Source organism: Variovorax sp. KK3 (assembly GCF_001984055.1).
Classification (GTDB): domain Bacteria; phylum Pseudomonadota; class Gammaproteobacteria; order Burkholderiales; family Burkholderiaceae_C; genus Variovorax.
The window spans coordinates 43,427-69,317 of the sequence record NZ_LYVO01000015.1 but is presented as its reverse complement, the minus strand read 5'-3'; the positions used below and the strand labels follow the sequence as shown (position 1 = coordinate 69,317).

The 25,891-nt window shown below is 68.2% G+C and carries 23 protein-coding genes; 12 read left to right on the top strand and 11 right to left on the bottom strand.

Going from position 1 to position 25,891, the window contains the following annotated elements:
- Nucleotides 1-125: 125 nt before the first annotated feature.
- From B0W80_RS09900 to def, 6 genes are all read right to left on the bottom strand, one after another.
- Entirely contained in the window at nt 126-1,319 is a 1,194-nt protein-coding gene (locus tag B0W80_RS09900; RefSeq protein ID WP_076998961.1) for a phosphoglycerate kinase, read from the bottom strand.
- A 126-nt stretch (nt 1,320-1,445) separates the two neighbouring features.
- Nucleotides 1,446-1,796 carry an AzlD domain-containing protein gene (locus tag B0W80_RS09895; protein ID WP_076998960.1) on the bottom strand — a complete coding sequence of 117 codons (351 nt, stop codon included), beginning with the start codon at nt 1,794-1,796 and terminating at the stop codon, nt 1,446-1,448.
- Complete coding sequence (locus tag B0W80_RS09890; RefSeq protein WP_076998959.1) at nt 1,793-2,533, bottom strand: AzlC family ABC transporter permease; 741 nt, start codon at nt 2,531-2,533, stop codon at nt 1,793-1,795. Before B0W80_RS09890 ends, B0W80_RS09895 begins: the two co-directional genes overlap by 4 nt.
- Before the next feature lie 55 nt (nt 2,534-2,588).
- Nucleotides 2,589-3,539, bottom strand: coding sequence for a methionyl-tRNA formyltransferase (gene fmt, locus B0W80_RS09885; RefSeq protein WP_076998958.1), 951 nt, complete (start codon nt 3,537-3,539; stop codon nt 2,589-2,591).
- A gap of 7 nt (nt 3,540-3,546) precedes the next feature.
- The gene (locus B0W80_RS09880) at nt 3,547-4,053 is read right to left on the bottom strand and encodes a hypothetical protein (protein ID WP_076998957.1); all 507 of its coding nucleotides are present in this window, start codon (nt 4,051-4,053) and stop codon (nt 3,547-3,549) included.
- Nucleotides 4,050-4,583 carry a peptide deformylase gene (gene def / locus B0W80_RS09875; RefSeq protein WP_076998956.1) on the bottom strand — a complete coding sequence of 178 codons (534 nt, stop codon included), beginning with the start codon at nt 4,581-4,583 and terminating at the stop codon, nt 4,050-4,052. The genes B0W80_RS09880 and def overlap by 4 nt, the downstream gene beginning before the upstream one ends.
- Nucleotides 4,584-4,745: 162 nt before the next feature.
- Here def and B0W80_RS09870 point away from each other — a divergent pair, with 162 nt between their 5' ends.
- From B0W80_RS09870 to B0W80_RS09860, 3 genes are all read left to right on the top strand, one after another.
- Entirely contained in the window at nt 4,746-5,960 is a 1,215-nt protein-coding gene (locus B0W80_RS09870; protein WP_076998955.1) for a LysM peptidoglycan-binding domain-containing protein, read from the top strand.
- Nucleotides 5,961-5,978: 18 nt separating this feature from the next.
- A complete protein-coding gene (dprA, locus tag B0W80_RS09865; protein ID WP_076998954.1) occupies nt 5,979-7,145 on the top strand; it encodes a DNA-processing protein DprA in 1,167 nt (388 codons plus the stop codon).
- 61 nt (nt 7,146-7,206) lie between these two features.
- Nucleotides 7,207-7,716: a DUF494 family protein gene (locus B0W80_RS09860; RefSeq protein ID WP_076998953.1), complete on the top strand. Its 510-nt coding sequence runs from the start codon at nt 7,207-7,209 to the stop codon at nt 7,714-7,716.
- A 6-nt stretch (nt 7,717-7,722) separates the two neighbouring features.
- On the opposite strand, the gene B0W80_RS09855 is transcribed toward B0W80_RS09860, so the two are convergent.
- From B0W80_RS09855 to B0W80_RS09835, 5 genes are all read right to left on the bottom strand, one after another.
- Nucleotides 7,723-10,110 (bottom strand): DUF1631 family protein, encoded by a 2,388-nt coding sequence (locus B0W80_RS09855; RefSeq protein WP_076998952.1) that lies wholly within the window; start codon nt 10,108-10,110, stop codon nt 7,723-7,725.
- A gap of 127 nt (nt 10,111-10,237) precedes the next feature.
- The gene (secF, locus tag B0W80_RS09850; protein WP_076998951.1) at nt 10,238-11,188 is read right to left on the bottom strand and encodes a protein translocase subunit SecF; all 951 of its coding nucleotides are present in this window, start codon (nt 11,186-11,188) and stop codon (nt 10,238-10,240) included.
- A 15-nt stretch (nt 11,189-11,203) separates the two neighbouring features.
- Nucleotides 11,204-13,084, bottom strand: a complete 1,881-nt coding sequence (gene secD, locus B0W80_RS09845; RefSeq protein WP_076998950.1) for a protein translocase subunit SecD — start codon at nt 13,082-13,084, stop codon at nt 11,204-11,206.
- A 47-nt stretch (nt 13,085-13,131) separates the two neighbouring features.
- Nucleotides 13,132-13,467 carry a preprotein translocase subunit YajC gene (gene yajC, locus B0W80_RS09840; protein ID WP_076998949.1) on the bottom strand — a complete coding sequence of 112 codons (336 nt, stop codon included), beginning with the start codon at nt 13,465-13,467 and terminating at the stop codon, nt 13,132-13,134.
- Nucleotides 13,468-13,673: 206 nt separating this feature from the next.
- Nucleotides 13,674-17,279 carry an indolepyruvate ferredoxin oxidoreductase family protein gene (locus B0W80_RS09835; protein ID WP_076998948.1) on the bottom strand — a complete coding sequence of 1,202 codons (3,606 nt, stop codon included), beginning with the start codon at nt 17,277-17,279 and terminating at the stop codon, nt 13,674-13,676.
- Nucleotides 17,280-17,457: 178 nt separating this feature from the next.
- Between B0W80_RS09835 and B0W80_RS09830 the strand changes: the two genes are divergently transcribed.
- From B0W80_RS09830 to B0W80_RS09790, 9 genes are all read left to right on the top strand, one after another.
- A complete protein-coding gene (locus B0W80_RS09830; protein WP_076998947.1) occupies nt 17,458-17,970 on the top strand; it encodes an Lrp/AsnC family transcriptional regulator in 513 nt (170 codons plus the stop codon).
- Between the two features lie 7 nt (nt 17,971-17,977).
- Nucleotides 17,978-19,606 (top strand): MFS transporter, encoded by a 1,629-nt coding sequence (locus B0W80_RS09825; RefSeq protein WP_076998946.1) that lies wholly within the window; start codon nt 17,978-17,980, stop codon nt 19,604-19,606.
- An 84-nt stretch (nt 19,607-19,690) separates the two neighbouring features.
- Nucleotides 19,691-20,710: a tripartite tricarboxylate transporter substrate binding protein gene (locus B0W80_RS09820; protein ID WP_256856527.1), complete on the top strand. Its 1,020-nt coding sequence runs from the start codon at nt 19,691-19,693 to the stop codon at nt 20,708-20,710.
- 32 nt (nt 20,711-20,742) lie between these two features.
- The gene (locus B0W80_RS09815; RefSeq protein WP_076998944.1) at nt 20,743-21,420 is read left to right on the top strand and encodes a response regulator; all 678 of its coding nucleotides are present in this window, start codon (nt 20,743-20,745) and stop codon (nt 21,418-21,420) included.
- On the top strand, nt 21,404-22,819 hold the full coding sequence (locus B0W80_RS09810) for a sensor histidine kinase (protein WP_076998943.1): 1,416 nt from the start codon (nt 21,404-21,406) through the stop codon (nt 22,817-22,819). The genes B0W80_RS09815 and B0W80_RS09810 overlap by 17 nt, the downstream gene beginning before the upstream one ends.
- Nucleotides 22,820-22,829: 10 nt before the next feature.
- Nucleotides 22,830-23,861 carry a tripartite tricarboxylate transporter substrate binding protein gene (locus B0W80_RS09805; RefSeq protein WP_076998942.1) on the top strand — a complete coding sequence of 344 codons (1,032 nt, stop codon included), beginning with the start codon at nt 22,830-22,832 and terminating at the stop codon, nt 23,859-23,861.
- A 135-nt stretch (nt 23,862-23,996) separates the two neighbouring features.
- The gene (locus B0W80_RS09800) at nt 23,997-24,521 is read left to right on the top strand and encodes an Rrf2 family transcriptional regulator (protein ID WP_076998941.1); all 525 of its coding nucleotides are present in this window, start codon (nt 23,997-23,999) and stop codon (nt 24,519-24,521) included.
- Between the two features lie 161 nt (nt 24,522-24,682).
- Nucleotides 24,683-25,120 carry a hypothetical protein gene (locus B0W80_RS09795; RefSeq protein WP_076998940.1) on the top strand — a complete coding sequence of 146 codons (438 nt, stop codon included), beginning with the start codon at nt 24,683-24,685 and terminating at the stop codon, nt 25,118-25,120.
- A gap of 12 nt (nt 25,121-25,132) precedes the next feature.
- The gene (locus tag B0W80_RS09790; RefSeq protein ID WP_076998939.1) at nt 25,133-25,882 is read left to right on the top strand and encodes an EAL domain-containing protein; all 750 of its coding nucleotides are present in this window, start codon (nt 25,133-25,135) and stop codon (nt 25,880-25,882) included.
- Nucleotides 25,883-25,891 lie beyond the last annotated feature (9 nt).

Below are 25,891 nucleotides of genomic sequence, written 5' to 3'. Positions count from 1 at the left end.
GGGTCTCCGGTTTGTATGCCTAACTGTATACACTTTAGAGGCCCGGCGAAAGCCCCCGGCGGATTTTTTCCCGTCGCTCTCCGGCAGCCTCCCTGGCGGACTTCCTGCGGCCTCGTTTAGACCGCTCACGCGCCGGCGCGCTTCTCCAGGATCTCGAATGCGGGCAGTGTCTTGCCTTCCAGCACTTCGAGGAAGGCGCCACCGCCGGTCGAGATGTAACCCACCTTGTCTTCGATGCCGTACTTGGCGATCGCGGCCAGCGTGTCTCCGCCGCCGGCGATCGAGAAAGCGCTGCTCTCGGCGATGGCGCGCGCGATGGCTTCGGTGCCCTTGGCGAAGGCATCGAACTCGAACACGCCCACGGGGCCGTTCCAGACGATGGTGCCGGCCTCGCGCAGCTGCGCGGCCAGCTGCGCCGCGGTCTTCGGGCCGATGTCGAGGATCAGGTCGTCTTCAGCCACGTCGGTCGCGTCCTTGACGGTGGCCGGCGCGTCTGCAGCGAAGGTCTTGGCCGTGACCACGTCGACCGGGATCGGCACCGCGGCGCCGCGCGCACGCATGGCATCGATCACGGCGCGGGCCTGGTCCTGAAGGTCGGCCTCGGCCAGCGACTTGCCGATGGGCAGCCCCGCGGCCAGCATGAAGGTGTTGGCGATGCCGCCGCCCACGATCAGCTGGTCGACCTTGCCGGCCAGGCTTTCGAGAATGGTGAGCTTGGTGCTGACCTTGGAGCCCGCGACGATTGCCACCAGCGGCCGCTTGGGATTGGCCAGCGCCTTGGTGATGGCGTCGATCTCGGCCGCGAGCAACGGGCCGGCGCATGCCACCTTGGCGAATTGCGCGATGCCGTAGGTGGTGGCCTCGGCGCGGTGCGCGGTGCCGAAAGCGTCGTTCACGTAGATGTCGGTCAGCGCGGCGAGCTTGCGGGCCAGCGCCTCGTCGTTCTTCTTCTCGCCCTTGTTGAGGCGGCAGTTTTCCAGCAGCACGACCTGGCCGGGCTTCAGGTCGACGCCGTCGACCCAGTCGGACACCAGCGGCACTTCGCGGCCGAGCAGTTCGCCCAGGCGCTTGGCGACCGGCGCCAGCGAGTCCTCGGGCTTGAACTGGCCTTCGGTCGGGCGGCCCAGGTGCGAAGTCACCATCACCGCGGCACCGGCGTCCAGTGCATGCCGGATGCAGGGTACCGAGGCGCGGATGCGGGTGTCCTCCGTGATGTTGCCGGCATCGTCCTGCGGCACGTTGAGGTCGGCTCGGATGAACACGCGCTGGCCGGCGACTTTGCCTTGCGCTGCGAGGTCGGTGAATCGAAGGATCTTCATGGAGTTCGGGCGGGTGGATGCGTTGGAGACGGCTCGCGAAGAGACCGGGACGACGAGGCAGCAGCGATTGTAGATTTCGTTGCAATGAGCCCGACGTATCGGCCGTCGGCCCGCAACGCCCGGCCGCTACCAGCCCAGTCCCAGGTGCAGCGGCAGGTAGACCGCCATGCCGGCAGCCATGGTGCCGAGCACCCCACGACGCCAAAAATAGTAGGCGGCGCCGGCCGCCGCACCGTACAGCCGAGCGTCCTGCCAGGTCGAGATCAGGTGGCCCTGCGTCATGACGATCTCGGGAATGATCACCGCAGCGAGCGCGGCCACCGGCGCGTAGTGCAGCGCGCGGTGCGCCCAGTCGGGCAGGCCCCAGGGCCGGTCGAGGATGAAGAAGAAGCAGCGCGTGAGCACGGTCACGCCGGCCAGGCCGATGATGATGGCCAGCGTCCAGGCGTCCGTTGTACCACCCGTCCCGAAGCTCATTTGTCGTCCTCCGCGCTCGCGTCCAGCCCGAACTGCTTTTCGAGCCAGAAGCACAGCAGAACGGCAACGCCGATGCCGGCGACGATGTTGAGCTTCAGCGGCAGCGCATAGGCCGCGACGGCGGTGGCGCCGGCGATCAGCGCCGCCAGCATGCGCAGGCGCGTCGTCACCATCGAGCAGACCACGGCGACAAGGCACAGCACGCCGGCGAAGCCCAGGCCCCAGCTTTGCGGGATCAGGTTGGCCAGGGCGACGCCGAGCAGGCTCATGCCCATCCAGGCGCTCCAGACGACGAAGTAGTTGCCGGTCAGGTAAGCCTCCTGGGCGCGCTGCCCGGCGGCATCGACGGGTGGCTGCGGATACTCGCGGGTGAAATAGGCATAGGTCATGTCGGCCGTCAGGTAGCCATGCGTCATGCGGCGCCAGCGCGGCATGTGCATGAGGAAAGGGCGCAGGTGCAGGCTGAACACCACGAAGCGCAGATTGACGCAGAAGCCCGTCGCCAGGATCACCCAGGCCGGCGCGCCCGCGATCAGCAAGGGAATGGCAGCCAGTTGCGAGCTGCCGGCATACACCAGGAGCGTCATCGCCACCGACTCGAAGACGCTCATGCCCGCCTTCACCATCGCCACGCCGGTCATCAGGCCCCAGGCGCCGGTGCCGAGGGCCACCGAAGACATGTCGCGCATGCCCTTGCTGAACTCCGGTCGGCTGCGGATGGCGGCGGAGAGAAACATCAGGCCTGCGCCCGTTCGAAGGGCAACGAATGCATGCAGCAAGCGCGTGAGCGGTTCATCGGCCGAAAACCTGCCCCGGCTCTATATCGAAACCCCGCAGGAAGTCGGCCACCGGCAGGCGCTTAGCGCCCGGGCGCTGAAGCTCGGTGAGCACGACGATCGCATCCTGCGCGGCAACGGCCACACCCGTGGGAGTGACTGCCAGCACGGTGCCCGGCTCCGCCGGCGGCCCGGACTGCACGCGCGCCGCCCAGAGCTTGAGCGTTTCACCTTCGATGACGCTCGTGGCGCCCGGGAAGGGGTCGAAGGCGCGGATGCGGCGCACGATGGTGGCGGCGTCCTGCCGCCAGTCGATCTGCGCTTCGTGCTTCTCGACCTTGTGCGCATAGGTCACGCCTTCGGCCGGCTGCGCCACCGGGGCCAGGGCGATGGCCTCGGCCTGCTTCAACGCGTCGACGATCAGCCGGCCGCCGAGCGCGGCCAGGCGGTCGTGCAGCCGTGCAGTGCTGTCGTCGCCGATCGGAAGCGATTCGCCGATGAGCATGTCGCCGGTGTCGAGGCCGGCATCCATCTGCATGATGGTCACGCCGGTTTCCTCGTCGCCGGCCTCGATGGCGCGATGGATGGGCGCGGCGCCACGCCAGCGCGGCAGCAGGCTGGCGTGGATGTTGAGGCAGCCCAGGCGAGGCGCGTCGAGCACCCACTGCGGCAGGATCAGGCCATAGGCCGCGACCACCATGGCATCGGCATTCGCTTCGGCGATCGCGGTGCGCGCGGCCGTCGCGTCTTCGGGGTACTTGCCGTCGAGCCGCAGGCTGCGCGGCTGCGCCACCGGCCAGCCGCGCTCGAGCGCCAGTTCCTTGACCGGCGAAGCCTGCAGCTTCATGCCGCGGCCGGCCGGCCGATCGGGCTGGGTCAGCACCAGGACGATCTCGAAGCCGGCCGCGGCGATGGCTTCCAGCGCGACACGGGCGAACTCGGGCGTGCCCGCGAATGCGATCCTCATGAAAGCCTCACAGTGGCGCCAGCAGTTCGAGCGTCAGGTCGTCGCCCGTGTGGTAGCGCCGCACCACGCCGGTTGGATCGATGTAGATGTACAGCAGGCGCGGCGTGTTCTGGAACTTGTATCGCCATGTCCAGATGTTGCCGTCGAAGGAACTGACCTGGGTGATCTCGAAGGGCCGGCCATAGGTGCGCATCACGTCGGCGACGCGCCAGTTGCCCACGCCCGGCTGGATGGTGCGGTCGAACAGGCGCTCGTCGAGTTCCTGCGTGACCGAGACCACATGGCCGCCGGCATCCAGGTCGACGTTGTTGACCTCGAAGCCGGCCGGCGCGCGAGAGTACTGCAGGCGCTGGCCGCCGCCCGGCAAGGCATAGGTGGCCGTCGGCGCGCCCAGCTGCTGCAAGGCCTGCTCGCGCGAGCTGCCCGTGGGCAGGCGTGTCGGCTCGCCGGCGCAGCCGGCCAACAACGCGGCCAGTGCCAGCGCCGCCACGCTGCCGCGGGCTGGGAAGGTCAACGCCGGCCGTCCCGTTGATCGTCGCGCTGGTCTTCGCGCTGCTGCTTGAGCAGCTTGCTCTTGATGCGGTTGCGCTTCAGCGGCGAGAGATATTCGACGAACACCTTGCCGAGCAGGTGATCGAGTTCGTGTTGAATGCAGACCGCCAGCAGGCCTTCGGCCTCGATCGTGCGAAGCTCGCCTTCGGCGTCGAGGGCCGTCACGCGCACCTGGGTCGAACGCTCGACGCCGTCGTAAATACCCGGCACCGAGAGACATCCTTCCTCGTTGAGCACTTTTTCATCACTGGCCCAGACGATCTCGGGGTTGATCAAAACCAGCGGCTGGTTACGCTCCTCGGATGTGTCGATGACGACCAGGCGCTCGTGCACGTCGACCTGGGTGGCCGCGAGGCCGATGCCGTTGGCGTCGTACATGGTTTCGAGCATGTCGGCCACCAGTGACTTGATGCGAGCATCGACACCCTGCACCGGCTTGGCGACTTTGTGCAAGCGTGGGTCGGGATAGCTCAGGATGATTCTTTTGGCCATGAACGGGAGGAAAAGTTGTCGTTATTTTCGCCATTTCCGCGACGCCTCAGGCTCTTGCGGCTTGATAAACGTTGCCCGATCAAGGGCTTGGGCGCAAAATTCGTAGCAAATTGTGAGTATTTGTAGGGCCGCCACGGGCGCCTGCGTGCAGACCATACGACCATGACACACCGCATCCAAGACAGCCTGCGTCCGCAACTCGTCGCCACCCTGGCGGCCCTCGCGATGGCGGGCATCTGCACTTCCGCGCTGGCGCAGAACTATCCCGTCACTCCGCAGCAGCGGAGCACGGCGCAGCAGGCGGCACAGGCCGGCGTCCCTCTCTCCGAGCTGGCGCCCAACGCACCCGACGAATACACGGTCAAGCCGCGCGATACGCTGTGGGCCATCTCCCGCCTCTACCTGCGCAGCCCGTGGCGCTGGCCCGAGCTGTGGGGCATGAACATCGCCGAAATCCAGAACCCGCACCGCATCTACCCCGGCCAGGTGCTCTACCTCGACAAGAGCGGCGGCCGGGCCCGCCTGGCGCTGCGGCGCGGCGGCAGCGGCATGCCGGACGGCGGCACGATCAAGCTGTCACCACGCACCCGCTACGAGTCGCTCGCGGACATGGCGCTGCCGACCCTCAACCCCAGCCTGATCGAGCCCTTCCTCGCCGAGCCGATCGTGGTGGACGCCGACACGCTGACACTGGCGCCGCGCATCGTGGCCGGCAACGAGAGCCGCGTCGTGCTGGCACGGGGCGATCGCATCTATGCACGCGGCGAAGCCAACGCACCCCTGCTCGAAACGGCGGGCCCGCTTCAAACCTATCGTGTGTTCCGCAGCGCCACACCCCTCAAGGACCCGGGCACGGGCGAGATCCTCGGCTACGAAGCGCAGTACGTGGGCAAGGCTCAGTTGCAGCGCGGCGAATCGACCGCCAAGGAAGAGGTCGAGGGCAAGGAGGTCGTGTACCCGGTGCCCGCCAGCCTCGACGTCGTGGCGACGCGCGAGGAAATCCGTGCCGGCGATCGCCTGCTGCCCGAGCCGCCGCGCCAGCTGCTGAGTTATGTGCCGCGTGCGCCGGCCCAGACCATCGCGGGCGGCCGCATCGTCTCCGTCTACGGCAATGCTGTGCAGTTCGCTGCGCAAAACCAGGTGGTGGCGATCAACAAGGGCACGATCGACGGCATCGAGAACGGCAACGTGCTGGCCATCCTCAAGAACGGCGACACCATCGTCGACAAGACCAGCGGCGCCAAGGAAACGCTGAAGCTGCCCAACGAACGCATCGGGCTGCTCATGGTGTTCCGCCCCTTCGAGCGGGTTTCATACGCATTGGTGCTCGAAATCAACGACGCCCCGCGCATCGGCGACCTGCTGGTCAATCCCTGACGCCGCGCAGAACATCGCGTGGAGCGTGAAGAACTCGCGGGCTGGCTTCGGCTCGCGCTGACGCCGGGCATCGGCAACACCGCCGCGCGCCGCCTGCTCGCGGCCTTCGGTCTACCCGACTCGGTATTCGCACAAACGGATGAAGCGCTGCAGCAGGTGGTAGGCGACGCGCACGCCGCTGCACTGCTCGAGCCGCCGGCCAGGCTCGATGCGCTGCTCGACGCCACGCTCGCGTGGCTGCAAGGCGGCGACGCGCACGGCGCCACACGCCGCATCCTGACCTTGAGCGACGCCGGCTACCCCGCCTCGCTGCTCGACATGGCCGACCCGCCACTCCTGCTGCATGTGATGGGCGCCGCCCCACTCGACCTGTTGCAACTGGGTCGCAGCATCGCGATCGTCGGCAGCCGCAATCCCACCCCGCAAGGCGCCGCCAACGCACGTGCTTTCGCCCGTGCTTTCGGCCAAGCCGGCGTCACGGTGGTCTCCGGTCTTGCACTCGGCGTCGATGGCGCGGCGCACGAAGGTGCACTCGAGGCGGCCGCCAACGATGAACTCCGGCCCGCCACGGTCGCGGTGGTGGGGACGGGACTGGATCGCGTCTACCCCGCACGGCACCGCGAACTGGCACATCGCATTGCCGAACGCGGCCTGATCGTCAGCGAATTCGTGATCGGCACGCCGCCGCTCAATCAGAACTTCCCCAAGCGCAACCGGATCATTGCCGGTCTGACACGCGGCACGCTCGTGGTGGAGGCCGCGCTGCAGTCGGGCTCGCTCATCACCGCCCGTCTGGCGTCCGAGCAAGGGCGGGAGGTGTTCGCGATCCCAGGCTCCATCCATTCGCCGCAATCGCGTGGCTGCCATGCGCTGATCCGGCAGGGCGCGAAGCTGGTCGAGACGGTGGCTGACGTGTTCGAGGAACTGCAGTTCGACACCGCCGTACCGGCGACCATCCAGCCCGTCCCATCGGCCTCGGCCTCGTCAGCCACGTCGGAGGACGACACTTCGCCCCCCGGGGCTCTGCTGCACGCGCTGGGCCACGACCCCGTGAGCCTGGATGCGCTGGGTGCGCGCACGGGGCATGCCACTGCCGCGCTTCAGGCCCAACTGCTCGAACTCGAGCTCGCCGGCCAGGTGGCGCGCCTGCCCGGCGGCCTGTTCCAGCGCGTCGCCCACGCCTGAGCATTCGCTTCCGTCGACAAGTTGCCATGGCGCAGACGCGAAGCTGGGCTATATTGGCCGCATGTTCGAAGTGCTCGTGTACGTGTACGAAAACTACTGGCGCGGCGATGCCTGCCCCGAACCCGATCAGTTGGGCCGCAAGCTCAACGCCCAGGGTTTCGATCCCCAGGAAATACGCGACGCCCTGCACTGGCTCGACGGCCTCAGCCTCGCGACCCAGGGCATCGAACTGACGCGCGATTCCGACGGGATGAGCGCCACGGTGGGCCCGGCGGCGCCGGAGGCATTGCCAGGGTCGCCGGACTCGATGCGCATCTATTCGACCGCCGAGCAGGAGCACCTGGGCGCGGAGTGCCTCGGCTTCATCAGCTTTCTCGAGTCATCCCAGGTGTTGTCGGCCTCGCTGCGCGAGATCGTGATCGACCGCGCCATGGCCACCACCGGCGATGCGCTGTCGCTCGGCGAACTCAAGATCATCGTGCTGATGGTGCACTGGAGCGCCGGCGTGGAACCCGACGCGCTGGTGCTCGACGAACTCTGCGACGACACGGCCAACCGCGTCGCGCACTGAGCGCGATCAGTTCAACAGGCGTTCCGGATTCGCATCGAGCTTGGCGAGCGCTTCGCGCGTCGCCCGCACCGTGAGCGTCTCTTCCTCGGCCGGCACCAAAAGCCCCGCCTGCAGGTAAGAGGCAAGCCGCCCGACCTGGATCAGGAAGCTGCGCCCGTCGCTGGACGCGAACAGGTGCAGTTGCTTGCGGTCGCTGCGCCAGACGAACTGGACCTGGCTCACCCGGTCGTTGTGGTCGAGCATGAACCAGGTGCCCACCTGCAACTCATGCGCCCACTGAACCATGTCGTCGCCGACCTTGTTGCCGGTGTCGGGCACGACCTCGATCGACGCGGCGTCCACGCCCAGCAGCAGCTCGATGCTGGCGGCGTCCAGCGGCAGGTCGGTGGCATCGCCACCGTCGCTGACGAAGTCCTCGAGGTTGGCCAGGCGCTTGGCCATGGCCTCGATCTTGGCCTGCGGAATGGCTTCGGTCTTGGACATGAAGGCATCCGACAGCGTGGACCCGATGGTCTTGATGTGCGCTTCCTGCGGGTCGCCTTCGATGCCCAGCAGGCTCATGCCCTGGCGCAGGCGCTGCAGGAGTTGCGGCAGGTCCTGGATGACGCGGGCGCGGTCGTTGCGGTTGGGCTTGGCACTGGCGGCCCACACCAGGTCGGAGGCGGCGCGCTTGAGCGTGACCGTCTGCTCGTCCTGGGGACCATGCCGCAGCGCCGCGATGGCCAGCACTTCGGCCCACACCTTGAACAGGAACTCGCGGATCTCCTCGCGCACCGGCATGTCGTTGAGCATCTTGCGCAACTCGATGGTGTACTGGATCGCCATCGTTTCCTTCTGCTCGACCTGCTGCGCGACGCTCATCACGCGTTGGGTGGCATCGCTTTGCGTCAGGTACTTGTTGAGGAAGGCGACGAATTCGTCGAACACCAGCTTGAACACGCGCTGGCCGGTCTCGGGGTATTGCTCGATGACCTGCACCACGCGGCGGATCTCGCCTTCGAGCGCACTGCCCGAGATGGCGGCCGCATCGAAGCCCATCACGCAGGAACCCATGCGGTCGATCAGCATTCGCGCCGGATGCTGCAGGGTGGCGAAGAACTCCGGCTCGGCGATGGCCACGCGCAACACCGGCATCTGCAGGCGCGCAAACCACACGCGCGCCGAGAAGGGAATTCGCTCTTCGGCCAGGATGGCCTGGAACATCAGCGCCACGACCTCGACGGTGGCCTTGTCGGCGGTCGTCGGTGCCTTCTTCTTGAGTTCAGTGGTGCGGCGGCGAAGTTCGGCGGCCGTCTGATGAATGGCCGTGGCCTCGTCGCCGACCATGTACTGCGAGGCCATGACCTGATAGGCCTGCTCGGCGTCCGCGATGGCCGCGGCGAAGGCCGGCGCCGCAAGGCCCACTGCCCCGCCTCCGCCAACCGCCATGCCGCCACCCATGACGCCGGCGCCCTGACCGCCCGGCGGCCTCGCCTGCCCCAGGTCGCCACCGATCCGCGCTGTGACGAAGCGCTTGAGGTTGAGCAGCACGCCCTGCGCGCGCTGGCGCGCCATCACCAGCGGCGAGCCGCCGGTGGCAATCAAGGTGTCGGCGCCCATCGATCCGGCACGGCCCATGCCGACGCCGATCGCGGCCGGCGCGAAGCTGCCCGGCGGCAGGGTGATGCCGGCGCTCATGCCCGGCGCGGCGCCGATCTGCGAGGGCCGTGCAAAGCTGGACCCCAGCGGCACCGACCCGGAGGCGGTGACGCTGCCAGTACGCTTGACGAAGCTCTTGAGGTCGATCTCGGGCATCACGCCCCGTTCGATCAGGAAGGTGTTGGCGTCTTTGTAGGCCTGCACCACCACGTCGACCAGACGTTGCTGCACCACCTCTTGGACACGGGTCCACGATTCGCGGCTCAGGCCGGCGGCAAGCCACTGGTCGACCAAGGTCCGGGCCAGCGCCTCGGGCTTGAGCACGTCCTTGGCATCGAGCTCGTTGCTGCCCTCCAGGTGCTGGATGCGCAGGCGAAGGTCGTTGAGTTCGAAGTTGGCCTTGTCGCCGATCGCCTGCGCCAGGCGCGAGGACAGGATGTTGGTCTCGACCACCTCGTCGCCGATCAGCTCCAGCCGCAAGCCGCCGGTCGAGCCACCCACCGTGACGACGCTCAGCGACTTGCGCCACGCCGCCTGCGACAGCGGGGCCCATCGCGACCCCTGCGACTCGAAGGCGAGGAAATCGTCGCGGTGCTGCTGCATCTCGCGCGCATTGGCCGTCATGGTGGCCAGAGCCACCAGCCGCTCGCGCACCGCGTTGGCCACCGGGATGATGGCGCCTTCGGTGGCGGCGACGAAACGCTCACGCACCTCGCGGGCGAGCTGCTGGGAGGAAGCGGGGGACCGCGAGATCATGAGAGGAACGGGGACGGCAGATAAAACGTTTCAACAAGCCTGAGCTTGTATTGTGAAGCGTAACCGCCCCGCCGCGCCCGTTGCTTCTCGGCAACCCGAAGTCCGGGCCACCGCGCCAGTCGCCCGTTCAGACCACGGCGCCGGCGTTCGGATCGTCCGGGTCGCCCTCGCGCTTGGTCGTCTTGACCAGGTCTTCCCGCTTCACGCCCAGCCACATGGCGATCGACGCCGCCACGAAAGCCGAGGAGTAGATGCCGAACAGGATGCCGATGGTCAGCGCCAGCGCGAAGTAGTGCAGCGTCGGCCCGCCGAAGAAGAACATCGACAGCACCACCAGTTCGGTCGAACCGTGCGTGATGATGGTGCGGCTGATGGTGGACGTGATGGCGCTGTCGATCACCTCGCGGGTGTTCATCTTCCGGTAGCGCCTGAAGTTCTCGCGCACGCGGTCGAAGATGACGACCGACTCGTTGACCGAATAGCCCAGCACGGCCAGCACGGCGGCGAGCACCGCCAGCGAAAACTCCCATTGGAAGAAGGCGAAGAAGCCGAGGATGATCACCACGTCGTGCAGGTTGGCGAGCACCGTGGCCAGCGCGAACTTCCACTCGAAGCGGAAGGCCAGGTAGATCATGATGCCGACCACCACCATGCCCAGCGCCTTGAGCCCGTTCGTGGTGAGCTCTTCCCCGACCTGAGGCCCGACGAATTCGTTGCCGCGCAGCGTGGCCGACGGGTCGACCGCCTTCAGGGCCGCCATGACCTGCTCGCTCTGCTGGGCCGAGGTCTGGCCCTTCTGCACCGGCAGGCGGATCTGGACGTCGCGCGAGGTGCCGTAGTTCTGCACCTGGACCTCGGCATAGCCGAGCTTGCCGATGGTTTCGCGCACCTTGCCGACGTCGACCGACTGCTGGTAGGCCACTTCCATCACCGTGCCGCCGGTGAACTCCACCGACAGGTGAAGCCCGCGGTGGAACAGGAAGAACACCGCCAAGAGGAAAGTGATGACGGACACCGCGTTCAGCACCAGTGCATGGCGCATGAACGGGATGGTGCGACGGATTCGGAAAAATTCCATGTTGCGCGCGCTCCCTTACTTGGCGTTCGCCACGGTGTTCTCGGTCTCGGGCCGCCAGACGGTGCCGATGGACACGCTCTTGAGCTTCTTCTTGCGGCCGTACCAGAAGTTCACCAGGCCACGCGAGAAGAACACGGCCGAGAACATGGAAGTCACGATGCCGAGGCAGTGCACCACCGCGAACCCCCGCACCGGGCCGGAGCCGAAGGCCAGCAGCGCGATACCCGCGATCAGCGTGGTCACGTTGGAGTCGAGGATGGTGCCCCAGGCGCGGTCGTAGCCGGCATGAATGGCCGCCTGCGGCGACGCGCCTGAGCGAAGCTCTTCCCGGATGCGCTCGTTGATCAGCACGTTGGAGTCGATCGCGACACCGATCGCCAACGCCATGGCGGCAATGCCCGGCAGCGTGAGCGTGGCCTGCAGCATCGACAGGATGGCCACCAGCAGCATCAGGTTGACGGCCAGCGCGATCGAGGAGAACAGCCCGAAGAGCATGTAGTACACGCACATGAACACCATGATCGCGGCGAAGCCCCACATCACGCTGTTGAAGCCCTTCTGGATGTTGTCGGCGCCCAGGCTGGGGCCGATGGTGCGTTCCTGGATGATCTCCATGGGTGCGGCCAGCGAGCCGGCGCGCAGCAGCAGCGCGAGGTCGTTGGCTTCCACCACGTTCATCGCACCCGAGATCTGGAAGCGATTGCCCAGCTCGCCGTTGATCGACGGCGCCGTGAGCACTTCGCCCTTACCCTTCTCGAAGATCAAGATGGCCATGCGCTTGCGGAAGTTCTCGCGGCTGACGTCGCGCATGATGCGGCCGCCCTTGGCGTCCATGGTCAGGTCGACCTTGGGCTGCTGGGTCTGCGAGTCGAAGCCGGGCTGCGCGTCGGTGAGGTTCTCGCCGGTCACGAGCACCTGTTTCTTGACGATGACGGTGCGGCCCTCGCGGTCGAGGAATTTCTCGGAGCCGAAGGGCACCGGACCGCCGCCTGTCTCGGCCGCGCGGCCCTCGGCAGTTTCGTCGACCATGCGCATCTCGAGCGTGGCGGTGCGGCCCAGGATGTCCTTGGCCTTGGCCACGTCCTGCACGCCCGGCAACTGCACCACGATGCGGTCCAAGCCCTGCTGCTGGATCACCGGCTCGGCCACGCCCAGCTCGTTGATCCGGTTGTGCAGCGTGGTGATGTTCTGCTTGAGCGCCGCGTCCTGCAGCCGGCGCGCCGCCTCGGGCTTGATGGTGACGACGAACCGGGTCTCGGTGCCGTCCTGGTTCTCAGCCACGGCCAGGTCGGCGAACTGGTCCCGGATCAGGTCGCGCGCCGGCCCCACGGCGGCCGCATCGCGGATGCGCAGCTCGATGGTCTGCCCGTTGCGGCTGACCGCGGCACCGCGGATGTTCTTGTCGCGCAGGCCCGAGCGGATGTCGTTGGCGAAGGATTCGGCCTTCTTGTCGATGGCGCCCTTCATGTCGACCTGCAGCAGGAAGTCCACGCCGCCGCGCAGGTCCAGGCCCAGGTACATCGGGAAGGCGTGCAGGGCGGACAGCCAGGCCGGCGAGCGCGACACCAGGTTGAGCGCCACCACATAAGGCGGATCGCTCGGGTCGGGCACAAATGCGCGTTGCAGCGTGTCGCGGGCCTTCAGCTGGTCGTCGGTGGTGGCGAAACGCGCGCGCACCGAGTTGGCATCAAGGGTGATCAGGTCGGGCGTGAGGCTGGCCGTCTTGAGTAGCTCCGTCACTCGCGCCTGCGTGCCGGCGTCGATCTTGACGGTCGCCTTGGCCGAAGACACCTGCACCGCGGGCGCCTCGCCGAAGAAATTGGGCAGGGCGTAGATCAGCCCCACGAGCAGCACGACGACGATGATCGTGTACTTCCAAACCGGATAGCGGTTCATCTGGTCAACCTTGAAGGACGGGGGTGCGCAGCACCCACGTTTTCCTCCTATTTAATCGCGCCCTTGGGCAGGACCTGAACGACCGCAGAGCGCTGCACCTGCACCTCGATGCCCTTGGCGATCTCGACCGTCAGGTATTGTTCGCCGAGTTGGGTGATCCGGCCGAGCAGGCCGCCGGCGGTGGCGACTTCGTCGCCCTTGGCCAGGGCCTCGAGCATGGAGCGCGCTTCCTTCTGGCGCTTCATCTGGGGGCGGATCATCACGAAGTACAGCACCACGAACATCAGCAGCAGCGGGAGCATGCTGCCGAGCGAGGACATCATGTCGCCCCCGCCGGCTGCAGGAGCGGGCGCGGTCTGGGCGTGAGCGGTGGAAATGAGCAAGGAAGTCTCCAGCAAAGGGGAAGGGGGAGCGCGAAACCTCCGAGGGTTTCGCGGTTCCGCGCGCAGCTGACGCAAGACGCGCGAAGGCGGGGCCGGGCCCCGCACACCACCGCGCATTGTATTCAACGGCGTTCGGCCCGCCGGACCTAAGCCGGCCGGGCGGGGAGGGCTTTCGCGGCGCTGCCGGAAACCCTCGCCGACGAAGCTCAGGCGGCCGCGCGGCCGGCCTGGGGGTTGCGCCAGCGGGCCATCAGCTCGGTCCAGCGGCTCCGCGCGGCCTTCAGGTTGCGCTCCTTCACGTGGCCGTAGCCGCGGATCAGCTCCGGCAGTGCCGCGATCTCCAGCGCCTGCGCGTGGTTGCCGGCGTTCAGGCCGGCCAGCACTTCGTCGATGCTGGCGCGGTATTCGCCGATCAACGCGCGTTCGGTGCGGCGCTCCTCGGTGCGGCCGAAGGGGTCGAGCGCCGTGCCGCGCAGTCCCTTGAGCTTCGCCAGCAGGCGGAAGCCCGTCAACATGGCCGGGCCGAACTTCTGCTTCTGCAGCTCGCCCTTGGCATTGCGGTGGGCAATGATGGGCGGGGCGAGGTGGTAGTTGAGCTTGAAGTCGCCCTCGAACATGCCCTCGACACGGTCCAGGAACGTGCGGTCGGCATGCAGGCGCGCAACTTCGTATTCGTCCTTGTAGGCCATGAGCTTGAACAGGTAGCGGGCGACCGTCTCGGCCAGGCTGGTCTTGCCCAGCGCGGACTCGGCTTGCTGCACCTTGGCGACGAAGCGCTTGTATTCACCGGCGTGAGCCGCGTTCTGGTAGGCCGTGAGGAACTCGACGCGGCGCGCCACCAGGCTGTCGACCGTCTCGCGCTTCTTGAACTCGATCACCTGCCCGGGATTGAGCCGCTTGCCGAACTCCTGCGGGCGCTCAGCTGCCTGCCGGCCCCATTCGAACGCGGCCTTGTTGTTCTCGATCGCCACGGCATTGAGTTCGATCGCGCGCATCAGCGAGGCGTGCTCGAGCGGGATCCAGCCCTTCTGCCAGGCATAGCCCAGGATCATCGGGTTGACGTAGATGGTGTCGCCCATCAGCGAGGTCGCGGCAGCGTCCGCATCGAAGGCGCCCAGGCCCTCGGCGCCGACGGCACGTGCGATCTCGGCGGCGCAGGCCTCCTGCGGGTTCTGCCAGTCGGCATTGCGCACGAAGGCCGCCGTGGGCGTGCTGTGGCTGTTGAGCGCCACGTGGGTGCGGCCCTCGCGCATGCGCGCCATGGTTTCGGCATTGATGCTCACCAGCGGGTCGCAGGCCAGCACGAGGTCGGCCGCGGCCGTGCCCACGCGCGTGGTACGGATGTCGCCCTGTGTTTCGCCGATCAGCACATGGCTCCAGGTGGCGCCGCCCTTCTGGGCCAGGCCGGCCGCGTCTTGCGTGACGATGCCCTTGCCCTCGATGTGCGTCGCCATGCCCAGCAGCTGGCCGATGGTGATGACGCCCGTGCCGCCGACACCGGCGACCACGATGCCCCAGACCTGGCCGCCGGCCAGCGAAGGCAGCACCGGCTCGGACAGCGCGCCCAGCTCGGCCGGCGTGCCGGCCTTGCTCTTGGCCTTTTTCTTCAGCTGCCCGCCCTCGACGGTGACGAAACTCGGGCAGAAGCCCTTCAGGCAGCTCATGTCCTTGTTGCAGGTGCTCTGGTTGATGGTGCGCTTGCGGCCGAATTCGGTTTCCAGCGGCTCCACCGACAGGCAGTTGCTCTTCACGCTGCAGTCGCCGCAGCCTTCGCAGACCAGCTCATTGATGACGACGCGCTTGGCCGGGTCGACCGCCGTACCACGCTTGCGGCGGCGGCGCTTCTCGGTGGCGCAGGTCTGGTCGTAGATGATGGCGGTGGTGCCCTTGATCTCGCGGAACTCGCGCTGGATCTCGTCCAGCTCGTCGCGGTGGCGCACCTTCACGTCCTGGCCGGGAACGTTCACGCCCTCGTACTTCTCGGGCTCGTCGGTCACGATCACGACCTTGACCGCGCCCTCGGCATGCAGGCTCTCGGCGATCTGCAGCACCGAATGGCCCTCGGGCCGCTCACCCACCTGCTGGCCGCCGGTCATGGCCACCGCGTCGTTGTAGAGGATCTTGTAGGTGATGTTGACGCCGGCCGCGATGCTCTGGCGGATCGCCAGCAGGCCGCTGTGGAAGTAGGTGCCGTCGCCCAGGTTGGCGAAGATGTGCGGGTCGGTGGTGAAGGGCTGCTGGCCCACCCATGGCACGCCCTCGCCGCCCATCTGCGTGAAGCCGATCGTCGAGCGGTCCATCCAGGTCGCCATGAAATGGCAGCCGATGCCGCCCATGGCACGAGAGCCCTCGGGCACGACGGTGCTGGTGTTGTGCGGGCAGCCCGAGCAGAACCACGGCTGGCGGCTCGCGTCGACCGGGCTCACGATCTGCGGCGCAGCCATGGCGCGCTCCTTGGCCTCGAGGATGGCAAGCTGCGCGTCGATGCGCGCCGCCATGTCGGTGCCGGCCGCGGCCAGCAGGCCCGTCTTCTTCAGGCGCGTGGCGATGGCCTTGGCGATCAGCGCCGGATTCAGGTCGGCATTGGCACGCAGCAGGGTGTGGGCGGTGGGGTTGGGCATCGACCATTCGCCGCCCGAGTAGCCCTCGGCCTCGTGCACCTCGCCTTCGTCGAACTTGCCGACCACGTTGGGCCGCACGTCGCCGCGCCAGTTGTAGAGCTCTTCCTTGAGCTGGTATTCGATGACCTGGCGCTTCTCTTCGACCACCAGGATTTCCTGCAGGCCGGTGGCGAAGGCGCGCGTGAGCTGCGCCTCGAGCGGCCACACCACGGCCACCTTGTGCAGGCGGATGCCCAGCTGCCGGCAGGCCGCATCGTCCAGGCCCAGGTCGATCAGGGCCTGGCGCGTGTCGTTGAATGCCTTGCCGCTGGCCATGATGCCGAAGCGGTCGTTCGGGCCTTCGATCACGTTGTGATTGAGCCGGTTGGCGCGGATGTAGGCCAGCGCGGCGTACCACTTGTAGTGCATCAGCCGCGCCTCCTGCTCCAGAGCGTGGTCGGGCCAGCGGATGTGCAGGCCGCCGGGCGGCATCTGGAAGTCGGTGGGCATGACGATCTCGACGCGCTCGGGATCGATCATCGCGGTGGCGCTGGATTCGACGATCTCCTGGATCGTCTTCATGCCCGACCAGATGCCGGCGAAGCGGCTCATCGCGAAAGCATGGATGCCCAGGTCGAGAATTTCCTGCACGTTGGTCGGAAAGAACACCGGCGTGCCGCAGGCCTTGAAGATGTGGTCGCTTTGGTGCGCTGCCGTCGAGCTCTTCGAGATGTGATCGTCGCCGGCCACCGCGATCACGCCGCCCCAGGGCGTGGTACCGGCCATGTTGGCGTGCTTGAAGACGTCGGAGCAACGGTCCACGCCCGGGCCCTTGCCGTACCAGATGCCGAAGACGCCGTCGTACTTGTTGGTGCCAGGCGGCGCGAAACCCAACTGCTGCGTGCCCCAGAGCGCGGTGGCTGCGAGCTCTTCGTTCACGCCCGGCTGGAAGACGATGTTCTGTTCCTTGAGGAACTTGCTGGCCTTCCACAGCGCCTGGTCGTAGCCGCCGAGCGGGGAGCCGCGGTAGCCGCTGATGAAGCCCGCCGTGTTCTTGCCGGCCTGCTGGTCGCGCAGGCGCTGCAGCATGGGCAACTTGACCAGCGCCTGCACGCCGCTCATGAAGGCGCGGCCATAGTCGAGGCTGTATTTGTCGTCGAGCGTGACCGTTTCGAGTGCCTTGCGAATGTGCTCTGGCAGCGGTGCGTTCATCGTCGGTGTCTCCGGTGGCTGTGCCTTGTGGGCAGTGGCGGGTGGTTGGGTGGGGCCCGGGTATGCGCCCCGCAGCCATGATGCTCGCAAAGTGTATGCCTGGCCTCTTGATAGGTGTTTGCGTTCTTTGCCCGATCAAGCACCCCATTTGAAAGGATCTTGCTTAAGATGCCACTCCATGGAAAGCATTGACAAGTTCGACCTCGCCATCCTGCAAGAACTGCAGGCCGATGCAAGGCTCACCAACGCCGAACTCGCGCAGCGCGTGGGCCTGTCCGCCGCCCCGTGTTGGCGCCGTGTGCGCGCGCTCGAGAAGGACGGCTACATCGTCGGCTACCACGCCGAGATCGACCGGCACAAGATCGGCCTGGGCGTGCTGGCCTTCGTGAGGCTCGACACCGACCGCGCCACCGGCGAAGTCACGCGCAAGATCGAGGACGCCATCCGCAAGCTGCCCGAGGTGGTCGCCTGCCACTACATCAGCGGCACCGGCATGTTCGAGCTCCAGGTGGTGGCGGAAGACCTGGACGGTTTTTCCCGTTTCGCCCTCAACAGCCTGATGCACCTGCCCAACGTGAAAGACCTCCATACCAGCTTCTCGCTGGGCGAGGTCAAGGCCAGCCGGGCGTTGCCGCTGGGCCACTTGGCGAAGAAGACCGGCAAGCCCGGGCGTCCGGGCGCCGGACAATAGCCGGCCCATGCCCCCGATCTCGCCAGAAGAAAGCCCCGTCGTCCCGAAGCGCGTGCCGCCGCCGCGCATCGGCCCTTTCGAGCCGCTCGGGCTGCCGGTCTTCCGCCTGCTCTGGACCACCTGGCTCGTGGCCAACATCTGCATGTGGATGAACGACGTGGCCGCCGCATGGATGATGACCTCGCTGACCACCTCGCCGATGTGGGTGGCGCTGGTCCAGTCGGCGTCCACCCTGCCCGTGTTCCTGCTGGGCCTGCCCAGCGGCGCACTGGCCGACATCCTGGACCGGCGGCGTTGGCTGGTCGCCACCCAGTTCTGGCTGGCCGGTGCCGCCATCGTGCTGTGCGGCGCCGTGGTGCTCGACCTGATGAGCGCACCGCTGCTGCTGGCGCTGACCTTCGCCAACGGCATCGGCCTGGCGCTGCGCTGGCCGGTGTTCTCGGCCATCGTGCCCGAGCTGGTGCCGCGCACGCACCTGCCAGCGGCGCTGGGGCTCAACGGCTTGGCCATGAATGCATCGCGCATCGTCGGGCCGCTGCTGGCCGGCACGCTGATCGCGAGCGCGGGCACCGTCTGGGTCTTCGGGCTCAACGCGGTGCTGTGCGTGGCCTCGGGCTTCATCGTGATGCGCTGGCGGCGCGAGCACAAGCCGAATCCGCTGGGCCGCGAGAAGCTGATCAGCGCCATGCGCGTGGGCGTGCAGTTCGTGCGGCAGTCGCAGCGCATGCGGGCGGTGCTCACGCGCATCTCGATCTTCTTCCTGCACTCGACCGCGCTGCTGGCGCTGCTGCCGCTGCTCGCACGCAACCTGCAGGGCGGCGGGGCCGGCACCTTCACGCTGCTGCTGGCGGCCATGGGCACGGGCGCCATCACCGCGGTGATGTTCCTGCCGCGGCTGCGCCAGGCCCTGTCGCGCGACCAGCTGGTGATGCGCGGCGCGCTGCTGCAGTCGGCCGCCACGGCGGTGATGGCGGTGGCGCCCAATGCCTGGGTGGCGGTGCCGGCCATGTTCTGCGGCGGCATGGCCTGGATCACCACGGCGAACTCGCTGTCGGTTTCGGCCCAGCTCGCGCTGCCCGACTGGGTGCGCGCGCGCGGGATGTCGATCTACCAGATGGCGATCATGGGCGCGAGCGCCTTCGGTGCGGCGCTCTGGGGGCAGGTGGCGGAGCTGTCCTCGCTGCACATCACCCTGGGCATCGGCGCGGCCAGCGGCACCGTGTGCATGCTGGTGGCGATCCGCTACGTCACCGACCACGTGGGCGAGGACGAAGACACCACCCCCGCGCGCAAGGGCTGGGCCAAGGGTCCGCCGGCCGAGGCGCCGGGAGAGGAAGGCCGCGTGGTGGTCACCATCGAATACCTGATCGACCCGGCCCGCGCCGCCGCCTTCCACATGGTCATGCAGCAGACCCGCCGCGCGCGCCTGGGCCAGGGCGCCATCGGCTGGGAGCTGCTGCACGACATCGCCGAGCCGGGCCGCTACGTCGAAGAGGTGGTCGACGAATCGTGGACCGAGCACCTGCGCCGCTTCCACCGTGCGACCGCCGCCGACATGGCGCTGCGCGAGCGCCGCCTGGCCTTTCACCAGGGCGAGACGCTGCCGGTGGTCACGCGCTACGTGGTGCGGCGCTGAGATACCGGGCGCTGGAACGACAGCTTCCTGAAAGCTCCGGCACGGCACCATCGGCCCATTCCGAACAAACCGATGGAGACAGCCATGCACGATCCGCGACCCGCCGGGCCCACGTCCGACATTTCCGCCACCCGCCGCCGTCTGCTCGGCACGGCCGGCGCCCTCGGCCTGGCCGCCGCCCTTCCGCGCATCGCCCTGGCACAGGCCGCCTGGCCAGCCAAGCCGTTGCGCTTCGTGGTGCCCTTCGCGCCCGGCGGCAGTTCGGAGATCGTGGCCCGCTCGGTCGCGGCCGAACTCTCGCGCACGCTGGGCCAGAGCGTGTTCGTCGACAACAAGCCCGGCGCAGCCGGCAACATCGCGATGACCGAAGTCGCGCGCGCCGAAGACCAGCACACGCTGATCCTGGGCCACATCGGCACGCTGGCGGTCAACCCGTACATCTTCGACAAGCTGCCGTACGACGCGAACAAGGACTTCAAGCCCGTCAGCCTGCTGGCCAAGGTGCCCAGCCTGTACGTGGTGCATCCCGACGTGCCGGCCAAGAACCTGAAGGAGCTGATCGCCTATGCGCAGAGCAAGCCCGGCAAGCTCAGCTACGGCTCCGCCGGCAACGGCAGCGCCGGCCACCTGGCCTTCGAGTACCTGAAGATGACGTCCAACATCTTCATGCTGCACGTGCCCTACCGCGGCACCGGCCCGATGCTGACCGACCTGATGGCCGGCCGGCTCGACGCCTCGGCCATCGGCGCGGCGGCGGTCATCCCGTTCATCAAGGCGGGCAAGCTGCGCTGCGTCGCCACCGGCTCGGCGCAACGCCTGCCGCAACTGCCCGACGTGCCGACGGTCGCCGAACAAGGTTTCCCGGGCTTCGAGATGACGCAGTGGTACGGCCTGTTGGCGCCGGCCAACCTGGCGCCCGCGAACCTGGCCAAGCTGTCGGCCGAAACCATGAAGGCGGTGAAGGCGCCCGCCGCGCTGGAGCGGCTCAAGGGCGACGCTGCGGAATCGATCGGCGACACGCCCGAACAGTTCGCGAAGTTCATCGCGAGCGAGCAGGCGCGATGGAAGAAGGTGATCGTCCGCGCCAACATCAAGCCCGACTGAAGCGATGCGGCCCGCCGCGGCATAGTGGCGCCATGCGCATCCTGCTGGCCGAAGACGAACACGCCCTGGGCACCTGGCTCTGCAAGGCGCTGGAGCATGCCGGCATCCAGGTCGACTGGGTGGACGACGGCCGCCTGGCGGATCGCGCGCTGCAGCAGCACGACCACGACGCGCTGGTGCTCGACCTGGGCCTGCCCGGGCTCGACGGCCACGCCGTGCTGCAGCGCCTGCGCGCACGCGACCAGCGCCTGCCCGCACTCATCCTCACGGCCAGCGACTCGGTGGACGAGCGGGTGCGCTCGCTCAACGCCGGTGCCGACGACTTCCTGGCCAAGCCCTTCGCGCTGGCCGAGCTGGAAGCGCGGCTGCACGCGCTGGTGCGGCGCGCCCGCGGCACCGAGCATCCGCGCCTGGCCTGCGGCCCGCTGGCCTACGACGCCGCGCGCCGGCAGTTCCTGCTGCATGGCGAGGCCTTGGCGCTGTCGCCGCGCGAGCAGGCCGTGCTCAAGGTGCTGGTGCAGCGCAGCGGCGAGCCCTTTTCCAAGCAGCAGATCATCGAGCGCGTTTTTTCCGACGAAGCGGACGTGCAGCCCGAGGCGGTGGAGGTGATCATCCACCGCCTGCGCAAGCGCCTCGACGGGCGCGGCGTCGGCATCACGACCCTGCGCGGTCTGGGCTATGCCCTCGAAGCCGATGAAGGCGGACGCTAGGCCGGCGCGCTGGCTGCGCGAAGCCAGCCTCTGGCACCGGCTCGCGTGGCTGCTGCTTCCGATGCTGGTGCTGGTGACCACGCTCGAGTTGTGGATGACGCGGCACGATGCGCTGGAAGCGGCCGACTCGGCCTACGACCGCTCGCTGCTCGGTGCGCTCAAATCCATCGACGCCAACATCTCGACCGCCTCGGGCGGTCTCTCGGTCGAGCTGCCCTACCGGATGTTCGAGTTCTTCGAGCTCACCGCCAGCGGCCAGGTCTACTTTCGCGTGGCCACCTCCGACGGCCTGGTGGAGCTGGGCAGCGCCGACCTGCCCGCGGCCCCGGGCGCGCTCACCACCGGCCGGCCGGTGTTCTACGACGCCACCTATTTCGGCGAGCCGGTGCGCTTCGCGGCCTACCGGCGCGAGCTGGAGCGCGCCCCGGCCGGCAGCGAGGCGCGCAACGTGCTGGTGCAGGTGGGTGAAAGCACGCGCTCGCGGCAGGAATTCACCCGTCGCTTCGTTCAGCGCGCGGTGCTGCGCGATGCTCTCGTGCTCGCGCTGCTGGTGTGCTGCACGGCGGTGGCGCTGGCCGCGGCGCTGCGTCCGCTGGCCCGGCTCGCGCGCGAGGTGCAGGCGCGCAGCCCCGAAGACCTGGCCCCGATCGCCGAGGACGGGCTGCCGGCCGACGTCCGCCCGCTGGTGACGGCCGTCAACCAGCAGATGGCGCGCACCCAGGCCCTGGTGACGCAGCAGCGGCAGTTTCTCGACGATGCCTCGCACCAGCTGCGCACGCATCTCACCACCCTGCAGATGCAGGCCGACTACGCCCGGCGGGAAGACGACGCCCGGCAGGTGCAGGCCGCGCTCGAGGCGCTGGGCACCGAGATCGGCCGGGCCACCCGCAGCACGCAGCAGCTGCTGGCGCTCGGCCGCAGCGACACGGCGGCCCTGGAATTCGCGCCGCTGGACCTGGCCGCGCTGCTGCGCGAGGTCGCGCTGGCCTTCCTGCCGCAGGCACGCGCGCGCCGGATCGACCTGGGCATCCACACCCCGGCACCCGAGTTCCCCGCGGTGGCGGACCGGGGCCTGATGCGCGAGGCGCTGGCCAACCTGGTGGCGAACGCCGTCGCCAACACGCCCGAATGCGGCACCGTGACGCTGTTCGCCGCCGCCGATGCGCAAGGCTTCAGCCTCAACGTCGAAGACAACGGCCCTGGACTGAGCCCCGAAGAACGCGCCGCACTGGGCCAGCGCTTTCGGCGCGGCCAGCGCGCGGCCGGCGGGGGCTCGGGGCTGGGACTGGCGATCGCGCGCGCCATCGCCGAACGCCACCGTGGCGCGCTGCGGCTGGAGGCGCGAGACACAGGCACGGGACTTCATGCCATCCTGTGGTGGCCCCGCTCGATGGCCTGACACGCGCGCCATGCAGACCACACACTCGCCCGCCGCCCCTGCCCGCCGCCGCGTGCTGCGCGCACTCGGCATGTGGGCCTGGCCCGCCTGCCTGCCGCTGCGTGCCATCGCCAACGACGACCCTTCGTACGGCCCCGCCGAATGCGTGGTGCCTGCCAAGCCCGGAGGCGGCTTCGACCTGAGCTGCGCCCTGGCGCGTGAGGCGCTGCAGGCCGTTCGCCCGACGCGACCGCCGCTGGCCAGCCGCTACCTGCCGGGCGGCATCGGTGCCGTGGCCTTCGACCGCATCGCCACCGGGCGCCTGGGCGGACCGGGCACCCTGGTCGCCTTTTCGAGCGGCTCGCTGCTCAACCTGGCGCAGGGCCGCTTCGGACCGCACCCGCCCTCCACGGCGCGCTGGATCGCCACGCTGGGCACGGACTACGGCGTGATCGCCGTTCACCGCGATGCCCCATTTCGAACGCTGAGCGACTTGGTCGCCGCGCTGCGCCAGGACCCGGCGCGCCTGGCCTTCGGCGCGGGCGGCACCGTGGGCAGCCAGGATTGGGTCAAGGCCGCCCTGCTGGTGCGCGCCGCCGGGCGTGACCACAAATCGATGCGCTTCGTCGCCTTCGAGGGCGGCGGCGAGGCCTTGGCTGCACTGCGCGGCCGCCACGTCGACCTGTTTCCGGGCGACGCGGCCGAGGCGCTGCAGGCCGTGGCGGGCGGCGCGCCATTGCGCTTTCTGGCCGTGCTGGCCGAGGCACGGCTGCCCGGCGCCTTGGCCGGCGTGCCCACCGCGCGGGAACAGGGCGTCGATCTCGTTTGGGCGACCGTCCGCGGCCTGTATCTGTCGGCCGACGTGCCCGAAGCCGCCGTGCGCGCCTGGAGCGAGGCATTCCGCCAAGCCGTGGCCAGCCCCGGCTACGCCGCCCTGCGCGAGCGGCACGGGCTCTACCCCTTCACCCTGACCGGCACCTCGCTGGAGGATTTCGTGCGCCAGCGCATCGAAGACTACCGGCGCCAGGCCGACGAACTGGGCCTTCGCCGCTGGGCGCGGTAGCATCGGAGCCGCCCCGGGAACTAATTCGCTCATCAGAGTCCCAGAGCATGATCCGCTGCACAACAAGGGACGCCACGTCCTACAAAACGACAGCAGCCTTCAGCACCACAATACGAAACGGAAAGACGGTTCTTCATGCGACTCACCACCAAAGGCCGCTTCGCGGTCACTGCCATGATCGACCTGGCGCTGCGTGAGCGCTCAGGACCTGTGACATTGGCCGCCATCAGCCAGCGCCAGCGGATCTCGCTGTCGTACCTCGAACAGCTGTTCGGCAAGCTGCGCCGCCACAAGCTGGTCGAGTCCACGCGCGGACCCGGCGGCGGCTACTCGCTGGGTCGCAAGGTTGGCGACATCACCGTGGCGGACATCCTGTTCTCCATCGAGGAAGAACCGGCCGAAAAGCAGGATCCGGTCATCGCCACCGATGGCCGCTGCAGCACCGACGAGCTGTGGGCCTCGCTCAACCGCCGCACGGTCGAGTTTCTCGACTCGGTCACGCTGCAGAGCCTGGTGCTCGAACAACTGGCCAAGGGCGTGAAGATCGAGACCGAGCAGCCGGCCGTCAAGCGCATTCCCGCCAGCGCCCCGGCACCCAAGCGGCCGCGCATCAACGCACCGAACTCGGTGTTCGCGCTGGGCACGCTGGCCAAGCGCTGAGTCTCAACGCTTCTCCCACCGCCGGCGTCGTCGACGAGCCGGCGCCGACATCCATGGCTCGGGCGGCGCTCGCACAGTTGCGCAGACCCGACAACCGACGGCCAGCGTGAAGTCGGCCGCCCCCCTTGCATTAGGATCAGGTCCAACAACAAGGGGGCCACATGGACAGCACCAGCAACGCAGTAGACATACCGGTCGACCCATCGTGGGGCGGCGAGCCGCAACCTGCGATCGACACGCCGGATTGCGACTTCCCCCTCGTGGCACAGGCGCTGTCGTCGATGCTGGCGCTGATCAGGGAACAACTCGGCATGGATGTCATCTTCGTCTCGGAAGCGATGGACCCGCGGGTGCCTCAGGCCGCTCAGAGCCTGCGTGTGCCGCGTCCTTCCCTCTCCTCGTCCGCGGTGATGCAGCACATCGGCACCCAAGTCGGCGCGCCGGTCGTCATGCCGGACGGCAGCGTCTACGGCACGCTCTTCGCCTTCGCGAGCCGCACCGCCGACCTGTCGGAGCGTGAGCACCGCAGGCTGGAGGTCGCGGCCCATGCGACCGCGCGCCTGCTGGCGCAGGCCGCAGGCCATGAACTCGCAGACTGAGCCGGCATCGCCATGACGCAGGGCACCGACGCGCACACACCGCTTTCGCCCGGCATCGGCCCGGATTTCACGATCGCCTTTCAGCCGATTGTCGATGCCGCACGGCGCGAGGTCTTCGCCCACGAAGCGCTGGTGCGCGGGCTGTCGGGCGAAGGCGCCGTTGACATCCTGTCGCGCGTGGAGGCACGGCATCGCTTCGCATTTCACGAGGCCTGCCGCGTCCGCGCGATCGAAATGGCCGCGCAACTCGGCATGACGTCCAGGCTCAGCCTCAACGTGATGCCCAACGACGTGGCCGGCCAGACCGAGTGCTTTCGCACGGCCATCGACACCGCGAAGCGCTGCGACTTTCCCGCGAACCAGTTGATGTTCGAGATCACCGAGGGCGAGCGGGTCATCAACCTGCCCGGCCTGGCGGCGTCCTTCCACATTTTCCGGCGCTACGGTTTCACCTCGGCCATCGACGATTTCGGCGCTGCCTACGCGAGCTTCGAATTGCTCGCCGCCTTCCAGCCCGACGTGGTGAAGGTCGACATGAGCCTGGTGCGCGACATCCATGTCGACCCCGTGCGCGTGGCGATCGTCAAGGGCTTCGTCACCACCTGCAGCGAGCTCGACATCAAGGTCATCGCCGAAGGCGTGGAGGCGCCTGAAGAAGCGCGGGTGCTGCGCGAGCTGGGCGTGAGCCTGTTCCAGGGCTTCCTGTTCGCACGGCCCGCCATCGGTGCATTGCCCGAGGTGGCCTGGGACGCCGCGGACTGAATCCCGACG

Bases quoted from the DNA above. Each gene is read 5' to 3' on its own strand.
- B0W80_RS09900 (WP_076998961.1), bottom strand. From the start codon at position 1,319: ATGAAGATCCTTCGATTCACCGACCTCGCAGCGCAAGGCAAAGTCGCC.
- B0W80_RS09895 (WP_076998960.1), bottom strand. From the start codon at position 1,796: ATGAGCTTCGGGACGGGTGGTACAACGGACGCCTGGACGCTGGCCATC.
- B0W80_RS09890 (WP_076998959.1), bottom strand. From the start codon at position 2,533: ATGTTTCTCTCCGCCGCCATCCGCAGCCGACCGGAGTTCAGCAAGGGC.
- fmt (WP_076998958.1), bottom strand. From the start codon at position 3,539: ATGAGGATCGCATTCGCGGGCACGCCCGAGTTCGCCCGTGTCGCGCTG.
- def (WP_076998956.1), bottom strand. From the start codon at position 4,583: ATGGCCAAAAGAATCATCCTGAGCTATCCCGACCCACGCTTGCACAAA.
- B0W80_RS09870 (WP_076998955.1), top strand. From the start codon at position 4,746: ATGACACACCGCATCCAAGACAGCCTGCGTCCGCAACTCGTCGCCACC.
- B0W80_RS09860 (WP_076998953.1), top strand. From the start codon at position 7,207: ATGTTCGAAGTGCTCGTGTACGTGTACGAAAACTACTGGCGCGGCGAT.
- B0W80_RS09855 (WP_076998952.1), bottom strand. From the start codon at position 10,110: ATGATCTCGCGGTCCCCCGCTTCCTCCCAGCAGCTCGCCCGCGAGGTG.
- secF (WP_076998951.1), bottom strand. From the start codon at position 11,188: ATGGAATTTTTCCGAATCCGTCGCACCATCCCGTTCATGCGCCATGCA.
- secD (WP_076998950.1), bottom strand. From the start codon at position 13,084: ATGAACCGCTATCCGGTTTGGAAGTACACGATCATCGTCGTCGTGCTG.
- B0W80_RS09835 (WP_076998948.1), bottom strand. From the start codon at position 17,279: ATGAACGCACCGCTGCCAGAGCACATTCGCAAGGCACTCGAAACGGTC.
- B0W80_RS09830 (WP_076998947.1), top strand. From the start codon at position 17,458: ATGGAAAGCATTGACAAGTTCGACCTCGCCATCCTGCAAGAACTGCAG.
- B0W80_RS09825 (WP_076998946.1), top strand. From the start codon at position 17,978: ATGCCCCCGATCTCGCCAGAAGAAAGCCCCGTCGTCCCGAAGCGCGTG.
- B0W80_RS09820 (WP_256856527.1), top strand. From the start codon at position 19,691: ATGCACGATCCGCGACCCGCCGGGCCCACGTCCGACATTTCCGCCACC.
- B0W80_RS09815 (WP_076998944.1), top strand. From the start codon at position 20,743: ATGCGCATCCTGCTGGCCGAAGACGAACACGCCCTGGGCACCTGGCTC.
- B0W80_RS09810 (WP_076998943.1), top strand. From the start codon at position 21,404: ATGAAGGCGGACGCTAGGCCGGCGCGCTGGCTGCGCGAAGCCAGCCTC.
- B0W80_RS09805 (WP_076998942.1), top strand. From the start codon at position 22,830: ATGCAGACCACACACTCGCCCGCCGCCCCTGCCCGCCGCCGCGTGCTG.
- B0W80_RS09800 (WP_076998941.1), top strand. From the start codon at position 23,997: ATGCGACTCACCACCAAAGGCCGCTTCGCGGTCACTGCCATGATCGAC.
- B0W80_RS09795 (WP_076998940.1), top strand. From the start codon at position 24,683: ATGGACAGCACCAGCAACGCAGTAGACATACCGGTCGACCCATCGTGG.
- B0W80_RS09790 (WP_076998939.1), top strand. From the start codon at position 25,133: ATGACGCAGGGCACCGACGCGCACACACCGCTTTCGCCCGGCATCGGC.